This is a genomic window from Neomesorhizobium albiziae, assembly GCF_900114255.1.
Classification (GTDB): Bacteria; Pseudomonadota; Alphaproteobacteria; order Rhizobiales; family Rhizobiaceae; genus Neomesorhizobium; species Neomesorhizobium albiziae.
In genome coordinates this window covers 103583-116364 of record NZ_FOSL01000001.1, presented here as the reverse complement: position 1 = coordinate 116364, position 12782 = coordinate 103583, and the positions used below count along the sequence as shown (strand labels likewise).

The following is a 12782-nucleotide window of genomic DNA, read 5'->3' as shown; positions in this document are numbered from 1 at the left end:
GGCTATCAACACAACCAGCCAACTGACGAGAGGAGACTTGATGGGAGGCTTGCTTTCATATGGCTCGTTCACGAGACCCTTCTCCCTTCAGCCGCTCGAGGAATGCAGCCCTGTCCGGTGCCCGCCGCAACTGCGACGCGATAACTGGGTCGCGCAGGGTTCGCGCCACTCGTGAGAGAATCGTCAGGTGCTCAGAGTTCATGGTCGGTGGGACCAGGAGAAGGACAACCAGATCGACCGGCTCACCGTCCATTGCTTCGAAATCGCATGGCTCCTTGAGCCGGATAGCCAGGCCGAACGGCCTCTGCAGCCCGGCAAGCCGTGCGTGGGGAATGGCGATGCCATCCCCCAACCCGGTCGAACCGAGTTTCTCGCGGGCGGCGAGCGCGGTGAGAACCGTGGCGGCAGGGAGGCTGGTTCTTTCGGCGGCGTGCCTGGCCAAGTGACGCAAAAGGTTCGGCTTTGTCAGCGCTTCGACGCCGAGGCGGATGTCGTCGCGAGCGAATACGGCATGAATGTCCATGCGAGGCGATCCCGGCGGCACTACCACCGTCCGCCCGCTGCGGCACGTTTTGCCTGAGCGGCATCGCTCTCGTCTTGCGACAGCGCCAGCAACGCCACCTGCACCGCCTGTTGGGTGGCGGTTGTTGCCGGGACCAGTGGCAAGCGGACGTCCGGCGAGAGGCCGAGCAGCAGATGCAGCGCATACTTCACCGGGACCGGATTGCTTTCCAGTTCCAGCGCCGCGATCAGCGGCCTCAAGTGATGCTGGATGGCGCGCGCCGTATGATGATCGCCCCTGCGGCAGGCATTGTGCATGTCGGCGCACAGCCGCGGCGCGACATTGGCGACGACGGAAATCGTACCAACGCCGCCCATGGTGTTGAAGCCGAAGGCGGTGGCGTCATGCCCCGAGAACTGCAGAAAGTCGTTGCCGGCCTGCCGGGAGATCGCGGACGGCCGGTCGAGATCGCCGGTGGCGTCCTTGATCCCGACAATCGTCGGGATCTGTGCCAGCCGCGCGACGGTTTCGGGCAAGAGGTCGACGCCGGTTCGCGACGGAACATTGTAGACGACAATTGGGATATTCACCTTGCTGGCGATCGCTTCGTAGTGGCGGAAAATGCCCTCCTGGCTGGGCTTGTTATAGTAGGGCGTGACGATCAGGGCCGCGTCGGCGCCGAACGCCTCGGCCGCGGCGGTGAAGGCGATGGTGGCTTCGGTGTTGTTGGTTCCCGTGCCGGCGATGACCGGCACCTTGCCGCGGACGATCCCGATGCAGCATCGCAGGATCGCCAAACGTTCTTCCCAGGATAGCGTCGGCGCTTCGCCCGTGGTGCCGCAGGGCACGATGCCGTCGACGCCTTGCTCCAGCTGCCAGCGGACAAGCCTGGCCAGTCCTTCGAGGTCCACTTCGCCGCCGCGAAAAGGGGTGGGCAGGGCGGCCATCGCGCCCCTGAGGCGCGTTGCGGCTTGCTTCGGGGTCATGAGGCTAGTCTCCAGTTTGTCTTGCGCGCCGGGATTTCGGGTCCCGCGCAGCGTCGGGATGGCAGATGGGAGAGGATCAACGAAAGCACGATGGCGGCTGCCTGATCGGCGTGCTTGGCGGAAGTCGCTCTCGCGGGTGCTTGCTTGCCCGCGGCCGGGCGGCCGATGCTGCAGGTCCAGCACCCGCCAGCATGGCCGATGCCGTCTATGGTGCGTTCTTGCACCGATAGCATGACCAGAAGCATGGCGGCGTCGAGCAGGGCGTCCGCCTCCATTCGTTCGACGAAACGCCGTGCGGTGCCGGAGCGGCGGTCCCGCGTGTCGATCGACAGACAGCGCACCGCCTCCCAGACATGGTGCTCGCGCAAAATGCGGGCATGCACGATACGCTCGGCAAGCGTCGCGATTTCGCTCTCGTCGGGTCTTTGCATGGCCGGCATCGCCTCGCCCGGCGCGTCGCGGAAGCGCGGCGAGCCAGGCGTGATGCGTACGGTTTCGCGATGACGGTTCAATTGAACAGCGAAAGCCGGGCGTTGGCGGGCGCCAACCGGATAGCGCCTTCCCGGTGATTGCATTGTGTCTCGGCGAAATGGATTGCCGCGGACCGGTCGGCAAAGACGCCGCCGGTCAGGCCGGTTTCGTCGCGGGCAATCCAATGACCTTCTCCGTCAAGTCCCACCACGAAACGGTGGACGGGGGACGGGGCTTCACTAATCAGGGACGAAGTGCGCATGTTCATTCTCCTTCGCGAAATCGTAATCAGCCCAAGATCAGGGTGACCACGACCATCGCGGCAAGCAGAACGCCAGTAACGGAAAACAAGCGGCTGAACATGAATGGCGGGGTCATGCCTGGCACCTGCCGGTCGGCGGACCTTGCCTCCGATGCGTCGGAAGCGGCCCGAACCGAAGCGTGGCTGGACATGTCGAACCCGGGATTGCGGTACATTTCAGTTTCCTTTCGTTGAGCGTCGGACTGAGCCGACGACCAGGCAATCGGCGTAAGGCCGGCTGCGGGAAGGAAAATAGAAGTCCGTAAATCAGGATTCGAGGCGGGCGGAATCGCCAAGAAGTAAAAATCTCATAAGGAGACGCTGACTGCGGCGGGCCGTGAAACGACTTGCCGACCGGGATGGATTGGGAGGGACTTTCACAGCCGCCGGGCGGCGGCGGCTAGTGTCCCGATTTTGAAATTCGCATGAATTCGATATCAGGTGGCTGTACGAATTTCAGAATGGAAAGGACACTAGCAACTTATTGATTTCTAGTGTCGTTTTGATTTCGAAGTTCGCTTGGAGCGCGATATTGAAGTCATGCGAACTTCGAAATCACGACACTGGGACTCCCCGCTCCCACAATCAGAGACCGCAATGCTGAAACCCGCCCGCGACCGCCTCGAAGAAATCCTCGCGCGCCTTGATTCCCGTGCCGATGACGAGCGCGTCTTCACCAAACTTTACGCCGAGAGTGCGCGGGCGGCTGCCGATGCCGCCGATGCACGCGTCAAGGCAGGCGGATCGCTCGGGCCGCTCGACGGAAAGATCGTCTCCATCAAGGATTTGTTCGACGTTGCCGGCGAGCCCACGCTGGCCGGCTCGATCATCCGCCGCGATGCGGCGCCGGCAGCCGAAGATGCTGTGATTGTCCAACGCCTGCGCCGCGCTGGCGCCGTCATCGTCGGCAAGACGGCGATGACCGAATTCGCCTTCTCGGCGGTCGGCACCAACCCGCACTACGGTACGCCGCCGAATGCCGTCGATGCGCAGCGCATTCCCGGCGGTTCTTCGTCGGGGGCAGGGGTCTCGGCTGCCGAAGGCACCTCGGACATCGCCATCGGCTCAGACACCGGCGGCTCGGTGCGCATTCCCGCCGCGCTGAACGGCGTCCTCGGTTTCAAGCCGACGGCGCGCCGGGTTCCACTGGCCGGCTGCTTCCCGCTCTCCGCGACGCTCGATTCGATCGGTCCGCTGGCGCGCACGGTCGCCGACTGCGCTGCCGCCGATGCGGTGATGGCCGGCGAGGATTTCGCGCCGCTGGCGCCGCGGCCGATTGCCGGGCTCAGGATCGGGATCCCACAAGGGCGGCTACTTCAGGAACTCGAACCGGCCGTCGCCGAAGCATTCGAGCGCAGCCTGAAAACACTAGAAGCTGCCGGAGCGCGGCTTGCCGACCATGTGATCGACGATCTCGTCGGCGAAATGAACGCTGCGACGAAGGCTGGTTCGCTGGCCGGCATCGAGGCGGCGGAAATCCATTCCGGCTGGCTCGCCGATGCGCAAAAGGTGGCGGCCGTCGATCCGCACGTTTCCGGTCCGCTGACGCGCCGGCTGGCTGCCACGGCGGCACATTATATCGGGCTGATGCGCACACGCACTGCGCTCGCCGCACGCATGGACGAGCGGCTGCAGGCTGTCGACGTGCTGGCGCTGCCGACCGTGCCGATGCTGGCGCCGCCGATCGCACCGCTGCTTGCCGACGACGCGCTTTGGAACCGAACCGACGGGATGCTGCTGCGCAACCCGCAGGTGGCCAACCAGTTCGATCTGACGTCGATCTCGCTGCCGATACCGGGAACCCCGCTGCCGTCCGGGTTGATGCTGTTTGGCCGCAATGGCTGGGATCGCCGGCTGCTCGAAATCGCGGCCGCGGTCGAGGTGGTGCTCGCCAGCTAGAAAAACCGCGCCCGGTAGCGCTCGACCACCTCGGGGTTGCGCAGGTTCACCGGCAATTCTCCCGCAAGCACGCGCAGCGTTTCCGCGGCCGCACCCGTGCCCATGCGCATCATGCTTTCTTCGGTGATGCCGGCCATGTGGGGGGTGACGACGACGTTGTCAAAGCCGAAATAGGGGTGGTCCGGCGGCAAGGGCTGGGTGGCGAAGACATCAAGCGCCGCGCCGCCGATCCTGTCGTCGCGCAACGCCGCGATCAGTGCGTCGTCGACGATGATCGGGCCGCGCGCGACATTGACGATCACCGCCGCCGGCTTCATCAGAGCGATACGACGAGCATCGATCATGCCGCTGGTTTGCGGCGTCAGCGGACAGCATATGGCGACGATGTCGCTCTCGGCCATCAGTGCGTCGAGTGTGCGGAACGCAATGCCGGCCGGCAGGCTTTCGGGCGTGCGGCTGTTGGCGATGACGGTCATGCCAAAACCGTCGCGGGCGATGGATACGAGGTGACGCCCGATATTGCCCATGCCGACGATGCCGATGGTCTTGCCGCCCAGCTCTCCGGCGCGAACGGAATGTTCACGGCCGGCCAGCCAGCCGTGCTGCCGCAAGTCACGGTCGACCTGGCGGAAGCGGCGCAGCACCGCCATCGCGCCGAACAACACGTGCTCGGCAACCGTGCGCGCATTGACGCCCGGCACGTTGGCAACCAGCACGCCGGCTTCGGTCGCCGCCTCCATCGGTATCCAGTCGAGCCCGGCGCCATGGCGGACGGCCATCTTCAGCCGGCGCTGCGCGGAAAACAGTTCGGGCGGCATCGGCGCCCGCACGATGACGATATCGGCGTCCCCGGCCTCCCGCGTCAGCGTCGCGGCATCGAGGGCGGACGCGACGGCAAGTTCGCCGACGCCGGCAAGCATGGCTTCGGCGGCGGGGTGCAGCACATGCGTCGACAGGATTTTCGGCTGGTCAGGCATTTTCGAAGTCGGCTGCCGCTTCGCCCGCTGTCTCGATAAGGCCCTTCCAGTAGCTTTCCGCCCCCTGGAGGTGGGCGCTCATCAGCGCCTGGGCGAGATTGCCGTCACGGCGCAGCAGCGCATCGAAAATCTGCAGGTGCTCGGCATGCGATTTCCGCCCGCGTTCAGGGTCGGAAAAATACACCGGCAGGCGACCTTCGCCGAGCACGTAGTAGGCGGTGCAAATCTGGTGGAACATCGTGTTCTTGGTCGCCCGCACGATCTCAAGGTGGAATTCCCGATCCTCCTCGGCGATAGGCTTGCTGGCTGCCACCTTCTTTTCCGATTCGGCCAGGATTTCGCGCAGCCGCTCGTAGTTTTCTTCGGTGGCGCGGCTGCAGGCGAGTTCGGCTGCCTTGATCTCGTGGATCTTTCTGATCTCGACGATCTCGTAGATGCGCACCGGGTCGAGCGGCAGCCCGGCCCTGGCGAACAGCGCCAACGCCTCGACGCTCGCTTCGCGGGTAGTGAGGTAGATGCCGGATTTCGCACGTCGCTCGACGATGTGCATGGCTTCCAGGATCGCCAGCGCCTCGCGGATCTGGCCGCGGCTCACGGCGAAATGTTCGGCCAGCTCACGCTCCGACGGCGTGCGTCCCGTCTGCGAATCCGAGAAGGAGAACAGATAGGATGCGAGTTCGGCAAGAAGGTTCTTTTCTGTCATCTATCGTTCAGTGCGTACGCCGCGAGGAACTTTTCCGAGACGGTGATGCCAAGGCCCGGGCCGTCGGGAATCGCTATCATACCGTCTTTCGGATCGATCGTCTCTTCGATGAGGTCGTGCAGCATCGGGTTGGCGCCGAGCGAATATTCGATGATGAAGCTCGAAGGCGAGGCCGCCGCGACATGCAGGCCGGCAAAGAAAGCCGGCGCGCCTGCCCAAAGATGCGGGGCAAGCCGAAGGTTGAAGGCCGAGGCGAGGGCGGCGATTTTCATCGCTTCGCTGATGCCGCCGCAGAACCCGAGATCTGGCTGGAAAATGTCAGCGGCCTTGAGCAGCGCCAGGTCGCGGAAGGCAAACCGCGTCGCCTCGCTTTCGCCGGCGGCGATCGGAATGCTGCAGGCGGCGCGCAGTTCCGCCATACCCTGCTTGTCGTCGGCTATCACCGGCTCCTCGAACCAGGCGAGGTCGCAATCGGCGACGAGGTGGGCAAAGCGCTTGGCATCGGCCACGGTGTAGGTGCCGTGCGCGTCGACCATCAGGCCGACCTCGGGCCCGAGGGCCTCGCGCGCCGCCCTGACACGGGCAGCTGACATTTGCGGCGCGCCGTCCATTGCGCCGATCCGCATCTTCACAGCCGTGAAGCCGCCCCGGTCGATGTAGGACTGCAACTGTTCGCCGATCTCTTCCGCCGGCGCCCAGCCGCCCGATGCATAGGCGGGCATGCGTTCGGCCTTGCGTCCGCCGAGCAATTGCCACACCGGCACGCCCAGCGACTTGCCGAAAATGTCCCACAGCGCGATGTCGACGGCGCTGATTGCCGCCACCGTGAGGCCGCGGCGCGCAAGTTGCGGGAGGGCGTGGCCAGCGGCGGCGGCGCGCTTGTGCCGTACGCCGTTATAGAGCATTTCCCAGATGCCATTGATGTCGCGCGCATCACGGCCGATCAGCAGGGGAGCGATCTCCCGATTAAGGAGATGCACCAGCGCGCCGTAGGTGCCGGCGCTGCCGGCGGCGTTCTTTCCCTCGCCCCAGCCAACGATGCCATCTGCCGTCTCGATACGCAGGATTGCCGCGTCGAAGGTGGTTACCTGGCCGAAATCGCTTCTGTGCTGTTGGCCGGTCTCGATGGGGACACGTACCCACCAGGCTTCAACCCGGCTGATGCGCATCGGCAAGTCCGACCTTTCCGCCAGCTCCGGCGCGAGGGGGTGCTGTTCCGACAAAAGCAACGGCCACCTATTTGATCAGTGGCAGGATGGTTTGCGCCGTAATGCGCATCTGGTCGGCGTAGAAACTTTCTGTCAGCAGGCTGGAGCCGTGGTCCTGGATGAATTTCAGCTGCTCAGGCGGGATGTCGACCGGATTGCGCTCGACCATGGTCGGGTACTTGTTGGCCGGCGTGCGGTCTACGGGTGCGACGAATTCGTTGGTGACAGCGCCGTCGTAGCCGATTTCCTTGAGCGTGCCGATGATTTTGGGCCAGTCGAGCTGGCCGAGGCCAGCAGCGAAGCGGTTGTTGTCGGCGACGTGGAAGTCGAACAGGCGCTTTCCCGCGAGCCGGATCGCCTCATACATGTCTTCCTCCTCGATATTGAGGTGGAAGGCATCCAGGCAGACGCCGCATTCGGGGCTGACCGCGTCGGCGAGCGCCAGGGCCTGGGCGGCGCGGTTGAAGAAATAGGTCTCGAAACGGTTTAGAGGTTCGATGGCGATGCGTACGCCCTTTTTCCGCGCATGGGCGAAGCACTCCCGGGTGGCGTCGACCACCCATTTCCACTCTTCTTCCTCGGTGCCGTCCGGCACCACCTTGCCGACGGTCGCCGGCACCAGCGTGACGATCTCGCCGTCGAGTTCGGAAACCATGGTGATGACGTTCTTGACGTAGTCGACGGAACGGGCGCGCTGGCCCTCGTCCCTGGCGGCGAGATTGCGCTCGCCGAGCGTCAGCGTCACCGCGCCCCAGCAGCGGATGCCGTGCTCCTTGAGCAGGGCGCGGGTTTCCTTGACGTCGTACTGGGTCGGTTCGCCCGAAATCTCGATGCTTTCGTAGCCGTACTTCTTGATCCGGGCGAGCGTCTTCGCCAGCGGTTCAGCACGCATCCAGTTGTGCGTCGAAAGGTGCATGTGTTTGGTCTCCAGAATTCGCCTGCATTCGCGCCGTCGATATAGCCAGCGCCTTCTCCTCCCTAACAGGCGATTCCCGGTCGCTGGATGCAATCTGGTTCTACCAATTAGGCTCTGTTTCGGTTCTAACGCATTTCCGCTACGTCAGCAAGAAGGTGGCAGGAGAGTGGCAGACGAAACAGTATCTATCTGTATTTATTGAATTAATTTCTCGGTCAGTCGAATTTTTTCTAGCGTCGGTTGTTTTACGCCAGTGTTGACTATTGCAGGAAAATTGGTATTACCAAAAAAGCCGGCTTGGCCCCATGCTGGCGTGAGTCCAGCCGCCCGGGAGACTTGGCGGCGTGATGGCAAGCCGATGGCGTCGGGGGGCGCCGTCGGCTTTGCTGTTTTCGGATGCGCGGCCGATCGCCCGGAAACCTCTGGACAAACTCCTTGCGCGCTGGCGCCGTCATCAGTCCGGTATACTATTTGCCAATAATGGACGACCGGACGCTTCGGTATTCTGGGCTGTGTGGCGTGGAGCGTTGCAACCAGCCGGCGGCGCAGAACCGCCACTGAGAAGAAACGGCAGGGCTACAAAATGAGCGCAACGAGTGAAGCCGCCCGGTTTCTGATCATCGACGACCACCCGCTGTTTCGCGAGGCGCTGCACAGCGCCGTGCAGATGACCTATCCCGATGCCGATACGGTCGAGGCGCGCACTGTCACCGAAGCGCTGGAGCTGCTCGAGGGCCCAAGGCCGTTCGATCTCGCGCTGCTCGATCTCAACATTCCCGGCGTTCAGGGGTTCGAAGGGCTGCTGCAACTGCGCACCCGGTATCCACGCCTGCCGATCGTCGTGGTTTCCGGCCATGAAGAGCCGAAGATCATTTCCGAGGCCCTGTCCTACGGGGCCGCCGGCTTCATTCCGAAATCAGTGCGCAAGGCCGATCTTGCCGACGCGATACGCTCGGTCATGGAAGGCGCCATCCACGTGCCGGAAAATTATGGCGGGCAGGCGCCCGACGCCGAGAGCGCGGACCGCGCCGAAATGGTGCGGCGGCTGGCGACGCTGACGCCCCAGCAATTGCGCGTTCTGCAAATGCTGCGCCAGGGCCTGCTCAACAAGCAGATCGCCTATGAGCTGCAGGTCGGCGAAACAACGGTCAAGGCGCACGTCTCGGAGATCCTGCGCAAGCTCAACGTCTACAGCCGGACCCAGGCCGTGATCGAGGTGTCGAAGCTCGACAATGCGGAGCTGTTTCGGGAGCAGGCAGGATTCTAGGGAATAGGGCAGTAGGCAGTAGGCAGTCGGAACTTTCGCAGTTTTCTGCTTTGCGGCAGGACGAGCGGGGGGTTCCGTTTCTACTGCCTACTGCCTACTGCCTACTGCCTACTGCCTACTGCCTACGCCAGCAAATGCGCCAGCAGCGCGCGCAGTTGCGCCGGCTTCACCGGTTTGCGCATCAGTTCGATGCCGCTGCTGCGCGCTAGGCGCGCCAGCGGGTCCGACGCGTCGGCCGTGATAAGAAGCGCCGGCACCTGGCGCTGAAGGTAATCACGCGCCTCGGCGATGGTGCTGGTTCCAAGGTCGCCATGGTCCAGATGCTGGTCGGCGATGATGATGTCGGGCACCCAGCCGGTATCGCCAAGCGCGTCGAGGGCCTCTTCGGTCGCGGTTGCCGCGCGCACATCGCAGCGCCAGCGCTCGAGCAGCACCTTCATCGCCTCGAGCACCGCGGCGTCGTTTTCAATCAGCAGGACCTTGGTGCCGAAAAGGCCATAACCGCGCGGCTTTTCAACTTCGTTCGCAACTGCTGCATGTTCGGAGTGCGGGCCGATGGCCAGCGGCACATCGACGTGGAAGACGGTGCCGCGGCCGAGTTGCGAGGAGAAGTCGACGCGGTGGCCGAGCGCGTCGACCATGCGGCGCACGATGGCAAGGCCGAGGCCAAGGCCGCCGGCGAGGTCGGTGTCGGCGGCGGCGCCGCCGCGGTTGAATTCCTCGAAAACGGCGTGGCGCTGATCGTTGGAGATGCCGCGGCCGGTGTCGACGATGTCGATCCTGAGGATCGGACCGCGATAGCGCATGCCCACCAGCACGCCGCCGGTCCTGGTGTAACGGATGGCGTTGGAGATGATGTTCTGCAAGATACGCCGCAGCAAGGTGCGGTCGGAGCGAACGACGGCGTGGGTCGGCCGGAAGCGCAGCTTCAGCCCCTTGTTTGCCGCCCACGGCTGGAAGTCCGATTTCAGCGAGGAAAACAACGGTTCCAGCGGAACGTCGCCGATCTCGGGCTGCACCACGCCGGCATCCAGCTTGGAAATGTCGAGCAAGGTGCGCAGCAGGTCTTCCATCGTTTCCAGCGACCGCTCGACCTGACGCACAAGTTTGCGGCCTTCCTCGCCGGTCTGCAGTTCGGCAAGCGCCGAGATCGAAAGATGCGCGGCGTTGAGAGGCTGCAAGACGTCGTGGCTCGCGGCGGCGAGAAATCTGGTCTTTGAAAGGTTCGCCTGTTCAGCACTTTCCTTGGCGGCTACAAGCTCGAGGTTTGACTGTTCGAGATGGCGCAGCGTGGCGCGCAATTCCTCGGTGCGGGTGCGGACGCGGGTTTCCAGGTTGATCGCCGTCTGAAACAGCGAAAAGGCATTGCCCTGCTGTTCCATCGAGCGCTCGACACGCGAAACCAGCGCCTCGTTGATGCGCCGGAGCTTGTCGATATCCTCGATCGCGCGGATGGGCATGAAAGCCGCCGCTATTCGGCCGCGGCGGGCAGGACCGCCTCTTTGGGCTGCCGGCCGAAGGCGATGCCCGTCAGGGTCTGGTTGAGATGCATGGACTGGTACTGTTCGCCGAAGGTGCCGAACCCGATAACGTGGTTTTGCTGGTAGAGTTCCGACATCTTGCGGATCACCTGCCGGTTCTCGGCGTCAACGCGGCGGTAGGCGCAGTCGAAGCCGAATACCATGTCGATGCCGCCCAACCGCTTCTCTATCTCCTCGAATTTGGCGCGGGTCGTTTCGACCATGCCGCGCGCCTCCGCGAGTGTCAGAACGACGCCGTCGTCGATGGCGCAGGCAAACACCAGCGAGCCGTCATCGAGGATGCCGCGCACCGCGCGGCAATAGAATTCGCCGCCGACCTTGACCACCACCGGATGCGAGGCGAAGCCGCTCTGGGTCAGCTCGGCGATGTCCTTGCCGACCGCGGATGCGTATTCCTTCGCGGCCGCGCTGGCGTTGAGCTCCAGCACGGTGCGGCGTTCGGGATCGGATGCGGTGACGACGAACTTGGCGTCGGTCGGGATGAAGTTGTCGGTCTTGAAGATGCTGAACGGAACGTCGGTGGACACCAGCATGACGATGGCGCTGCCGTCGGAAACCCTGCCATCCGACAGGAGCACGGTGTGCTCGAATTTCAGATCGTCGCCGGCCGAGCCGCCGATCAGCGGAATGTCGTCGAGCGCCCAGTGCAGCGCCGCTGTGATCTTCTCCTCGGCAAACGACATGCCGTCGATCAGGCACATTGCGAACCGGTCCTGGCCAGTTTTGCCGCGAGTCTTGTCGGCAAGCGTCCGCCGCAGCCGGTCGACCTCCTCGACAATGGTGTCCATGCCCGAGCTCGCGATGTTTTCGATCGTGGCGGAGGCAACGGTGAAATTCTTTGCAGGCAGCAGGATGGCGAGCGCGTGGCCTTCGCCGATGCCGTCAGGCGTGATCTCTCCAGATGTCGAGCAACCCACCACCTCAAGACCAGGCGCATGCTTCAGCATGGCCGCGTTAAGGTGGTGCGGATCGAAAGTCCGCATCGAGAAAAACAGATAGGCAAAGCCCGCGCCGCAGCGCCGCGCCTCCTCGGCGATACCGCTGGCAAACGCCTCGGCATCGGCCTCCGACGACGTCAGCACGGTGATTCCGCAGGCATATTCGGCACGCGAATACACGGGCTTCTCGGCGCTCCTCTATGGTTATCCGTCCGGCGCTCGATGTCGCCGGTTGGCGCGCATCATCTGCGGCAATTTCGGTTTTTGCAATCTTGATGTCGGACAGCGTTCGGTCGAAAGTACAATATACCGGGAAATGGGGCGGCAGCATTCTCACCGACATTCTAGGGGAGGCGTCCCGCGGGGTCCTGACAGGCCGCCCGGACCGAGGCTACAAGAACCAGCCGGCAGAGCTCCGGCACATGGTGGGAGGAGGGATCATGTCCGACGTATCTTTGACGGTGAATGGACGGAACGTAAAAGCGTCCGTCGAGGACCGCACACTCCTGGTGCATTTCCTGCGCGAGCATGTCGGCCTGACCGGCACGCATGTGGGCTGCGACACTTCGCAATGCGGCGCCTGCATCGTGCATGTCGACGGCAAGGCGGTGAAATCCTGCACGATGCTTGCAGCACAGGCATCCGGCTCCACGGTCGTCACCATCGAGGGTCTCGCCAACGGCGCGGAACTGCACCCGGTGCAGGCGGCGTTCAAGGAAAATCATGGCCTGCAATGCGGCTTCTGTACGCCCGGCATGATCATGTCGGCGACCGACATGATCCGCCGCTACCCGGAAGGCCTCGACGAGGCGACGGTGCGCGCCGAGCTGGAAGGCAATATCTGCCGCTGCACCGGCTACCACAATATCGTCAAGGCGATCCTTGCCGCGTCGCAGGCGATGTCGAAAGCCGGCAAGGGGAAGGCGAAGAAAGCTGCCTGAGGATCCGTCGATCGGGTTTGGGCGGTCAGGAAAGATGTTCCAATCCGCCCGGTGACGATCGCGCCCGCTACATGAGCCGCCGATCGTTTCCGCCCGCCACCCACTATTCTTACAGTTCTGGAGGAGAACTCT

The 12782-nt window shown here is 63.8% G+C and carries 14 protein-coding genes; 3 read left to right on the top strand and 11 right to left on the bottom strand.

Annotated features, from left to right (window positions below; translation table 11 throughout):
- Window positions 1-55: 55 nt before the first annotated feature.
- From F3H98_RS00575 to F3H98_RS00555, 5 genes are read right to left on the bottom strand one after another with little or no spacing between them, the layout of a single operon-like run.
- The gene (locus F3H98_RS00575) at window positions 56-523 is read right to left on the bottom strand and encodes a PTS sugar transporter subunit IIA (RefSeq protein ID WP_149757221.1); all 468 of its coding nucleotides are present in this window, start codon (window positions 521-523) and stop codon (window positions 56-58) included.
- A gap of 20 nt (window positions 524-543) precedes the next feature.
- The gene (dapA, locus tag F3H98_RS00570) at window positions 544-1488 is read right to left on the bottom strand and encodes a 4-hydroxy-tetrahydrodipicolinate synthase (protein WP_149757219.1); all 945 of its coding nucleotides are present in this window, start codon (window positions 1486-1488) and stop codon (window positions 544-546) included.
- Window positions 1485-2000, bottom strand: a complete 516-nt coding sequence (locus tag F3H98_RS00565) for a hypothetical protein (RefSeq protein ID WP_149757217.1) — start codon at window positions 1998-2000, stop codon at window positions 1485-1487. The genes dapA and F3H98_RS00565 overlap by 4 nt, the downstream gene beginning before the upstream one ends.
- Entirely contained in the window at window positions 1997-2221 is a 225-nt protein-coding gene (locus F3H98_RS00560) for a hypothetical protein (RefSeq protein ID WP_149757215.1), read from the bottom strand. Before F3H98_RS00560 ends, F3H98_RS00565 begins: the two co-directional genes overlap by 4 nt.
- 26 nt (window positions 2222-2247) lie before the next feature.
- On the bottom strand, window positions 2248-2436 hold the full coding sequence (locus F3H98_RS00555) for a hypothetical protein (protein WP_149757213.1): 189 nt from the start codon (window positions 2434-2436) through the stop codon (window positions 2248-2250).
- 424 nt (window positions 2437-2860) lie between these two features.
- Here F3H98_RS00555 and F3H98_RS00550 point away from each other — a divergent pair, with 424 nt between their 5' ends.
- Entirely contained in the window at window positions 2861-4159 is a 1299-nt protein-coding gene (locus F3H98_RS00550) for an amidase (RefSeq protein WP_149758304.1), read from the top strand.
- Here the strand turns inward: F3H98_RS00550 and F3H98_RS00545 are convergent.
- The 4 genes from F3H98_RS00545 to F3H98_RS00530 all read right to left on the bottom strand — a co-directional run bounded on the left by F3H98_RS00545 (window position 4156) and on the right by F3H98_RS00530 (window position 7963).
- Complete coding sequence (locus tag F3H98_RS00545; RefSeq protein ID WP_149757211.1) at window positions 4156-5136, bottom strand: hydroxyacid dehydrogenase; 981 nt, start codon at window positions 5134-5136, stop codon at window positions 4156-4158. The two genes, F3H98_RS00550 and F3H98_RS00545, sit on opposite strands and share 4 nt — an antisense overlap.
- Complete coding sequence (locus F3H98_RS00540; protein WP_149757209.1) at window positions 5129-5839, bottom strand: FadR/GntR family transcriptional regulator; 711 nt, start codon at window positions 5837-5839, stop codon at window positions 5129-5131. Before F3H98_RS00540 ends, F3H98_RS00545 begins: the two co-directional genes overlap by 8 nt.
- Window positions 5836-7008 carry a mandelate racemase/muconate lactonizing enzyme family protein gene (locus F3H98_RS00535; RefSeq protein WP_149758302.1) on the bottom strand — a complete coding sequence of 391 codons (1173 nt, stop codon included), beginning with the start codon at window positions 7006-7008 and terminating at the stop codon, window positions 5836-5838. Before F3H98_RS00535 ends, F3H98_RS00540 begins: the two co-directional genes overlap by 4 nt.
- 67 nt (window positions 7009-7075) lie before the next feature.
- The gene (locus F3H98_RS00530) at window positions 7076-7963 is read right to left on the bottom strand and encodes a sugar phosphate isomerase/epimerase family protein (protein ID WP_149757207.1); all 888 of its coding nucleotides are present in this window, start codon (window positions 7961-7963) and stop codon (window positions 7076-7078) included.
- A gap of 583 nt (window positions 7964-8546) precedes the next feature.
- Between F3H98_RS00530 and F3H98_RS00525 the strand changes: the two genes are divergently transcribed.
- Complete coding sequence (locus F3H98_RS00525) at window positions 8547-9230, top strand: response regulator (RefSeq protein WP_149757205.1); 684 nt, start codon at window positions 8547-8549, stop codon at window positions 9228-9230.
- A gap of 122 nt (window positions 9231-9352) precedes the next feature.
- Here F3H98_RS00525 and F3H98_RS00520 read toward each other — a convergent pair whose 3' ends face one another.
- Together F3H98_RS00520 and F3H98_RS00515 are read right to left on the bottom strand one after the other, a co-directional pair.
- Window positions 9353-10690, bottom strand: coding sequence for an ATP-binding response regulator (locus tag F3H98_RS00520; protein ID WP_149757202.1), 1338 nt, complete (start codon window positions 10688-10690; stop codon window positions 9353-9355).
- An 11-nt stretch (window positions 10691-10701) separates the two neighbouring features.
- Window positions 10702-11889: an FIST signal transduction protein gene (locus tag F3H98_RS00515; protein ID WP_244621549.1), complete on the bottom strand. Its 1188-nt coding sequence runs from the start codon at window positions 11887-11889 to the stop codon at window positions 10702-10704.
- Window positions 11890-12149: 260 nt separating this feature from the next.
- On the opposite strand from F3H98_RS00515, the gene F3H98_RS00510 reads away from it, so the two are divergent.
- Window positions 12150-12650, top strand: a complete 501-nt coding sequence (locus F3H98_RS00510; protein ID WP_149757200.1) for a (2Fe-2S)-binding protein — start codon at window positions 12150-12152, stop codon at window positions 12648-12650.
- The last annotated feature ends 132 nt before the right edge of the window (window positions 12651-12782 follow it).

Excerpts from the sequence above, each read along its gene's own strand:
- dapA (WP_149757219.1), bottom strand. The coding sequence starts at position 1,488 with ATGACCCCGAAGCAAGCCGCAACGCGCCTCAGGGGCGCGATGGCCGCC.
- F3H98_RS00555 (WP_149757213.1), bottom strand. The coding sequence starts at position 2,436 with ATGTACCGCAATCCCGGGTTCGACATGTCCAGCCACGCTTCGGTTCGG.
- F3H98_RS00525 (WP_149757205.1), top strand. The coding sequence starts at position 8,547 with ATGAGCGCAACGAGTGAAGCCGCCCGGTTTCTGATCATCGACGACCAC.
- F3H98_RS00540 (WP_149757209.1), bottom strand. The coding sequence starts at position 5,839 with ATGACAGAAAAGAACCTTCTTGCCGAACTCGCATCCTATCTGTTCTCC.
- F3H98_RS00535 (WP_149758302.1), bottom strand. The coding sequence starts at position 7,008 with ATGCGCATCAGCCGGGTTGAAGCCTGGTGGGTACGTGTCCCCATCGAG.
- F3H98_RS00530 (WP_149757207.1), bottom strand. The coding sequence starts at position 7,963 with ATGCACCTTTCGACGCACAACTGGATGCGTGCTGAACCGCTGGCGAAG.
- F3H98_RS00560 (WP_149757215.1), bottom strand. The coding sequence starts at position 2,221 with ATGCGCACTTCGTCCCTGATTAGTGAAGCCCCGTCCCCCGTCCACCGT.
- F3H98_RS00575 (WP_149757221.1), bottom strand. The coding sequence starts at position 523 with ATGGACATTCATGCCGTATTCGCTCGCGACGACATCCGCCTCGGCGTC.
- F3H98_RS00545 (WP_149757211.1), bottom strand. The coding sequence starts at position 5,136 with ATGCCTGACCAGCCGAAAATCCTGTCGACGCATGTGCTGCACCCCGCC.
- F3H98_RS00520 (WP_149757202.1), bottom strand. The coding sequence starts at position 10,690 with ATGCCCATCCGCGCGATCGAGGATATCGACAAGCTCCGGCGCATCAAC.
- F3H98_RS00510 (WP_149757200.1), top strand. The coding sequence starts at position 12,150 with ATGTCCGACGTATCTTTGACGGTGAATGGACGGAACGTAAAAGCGTCC.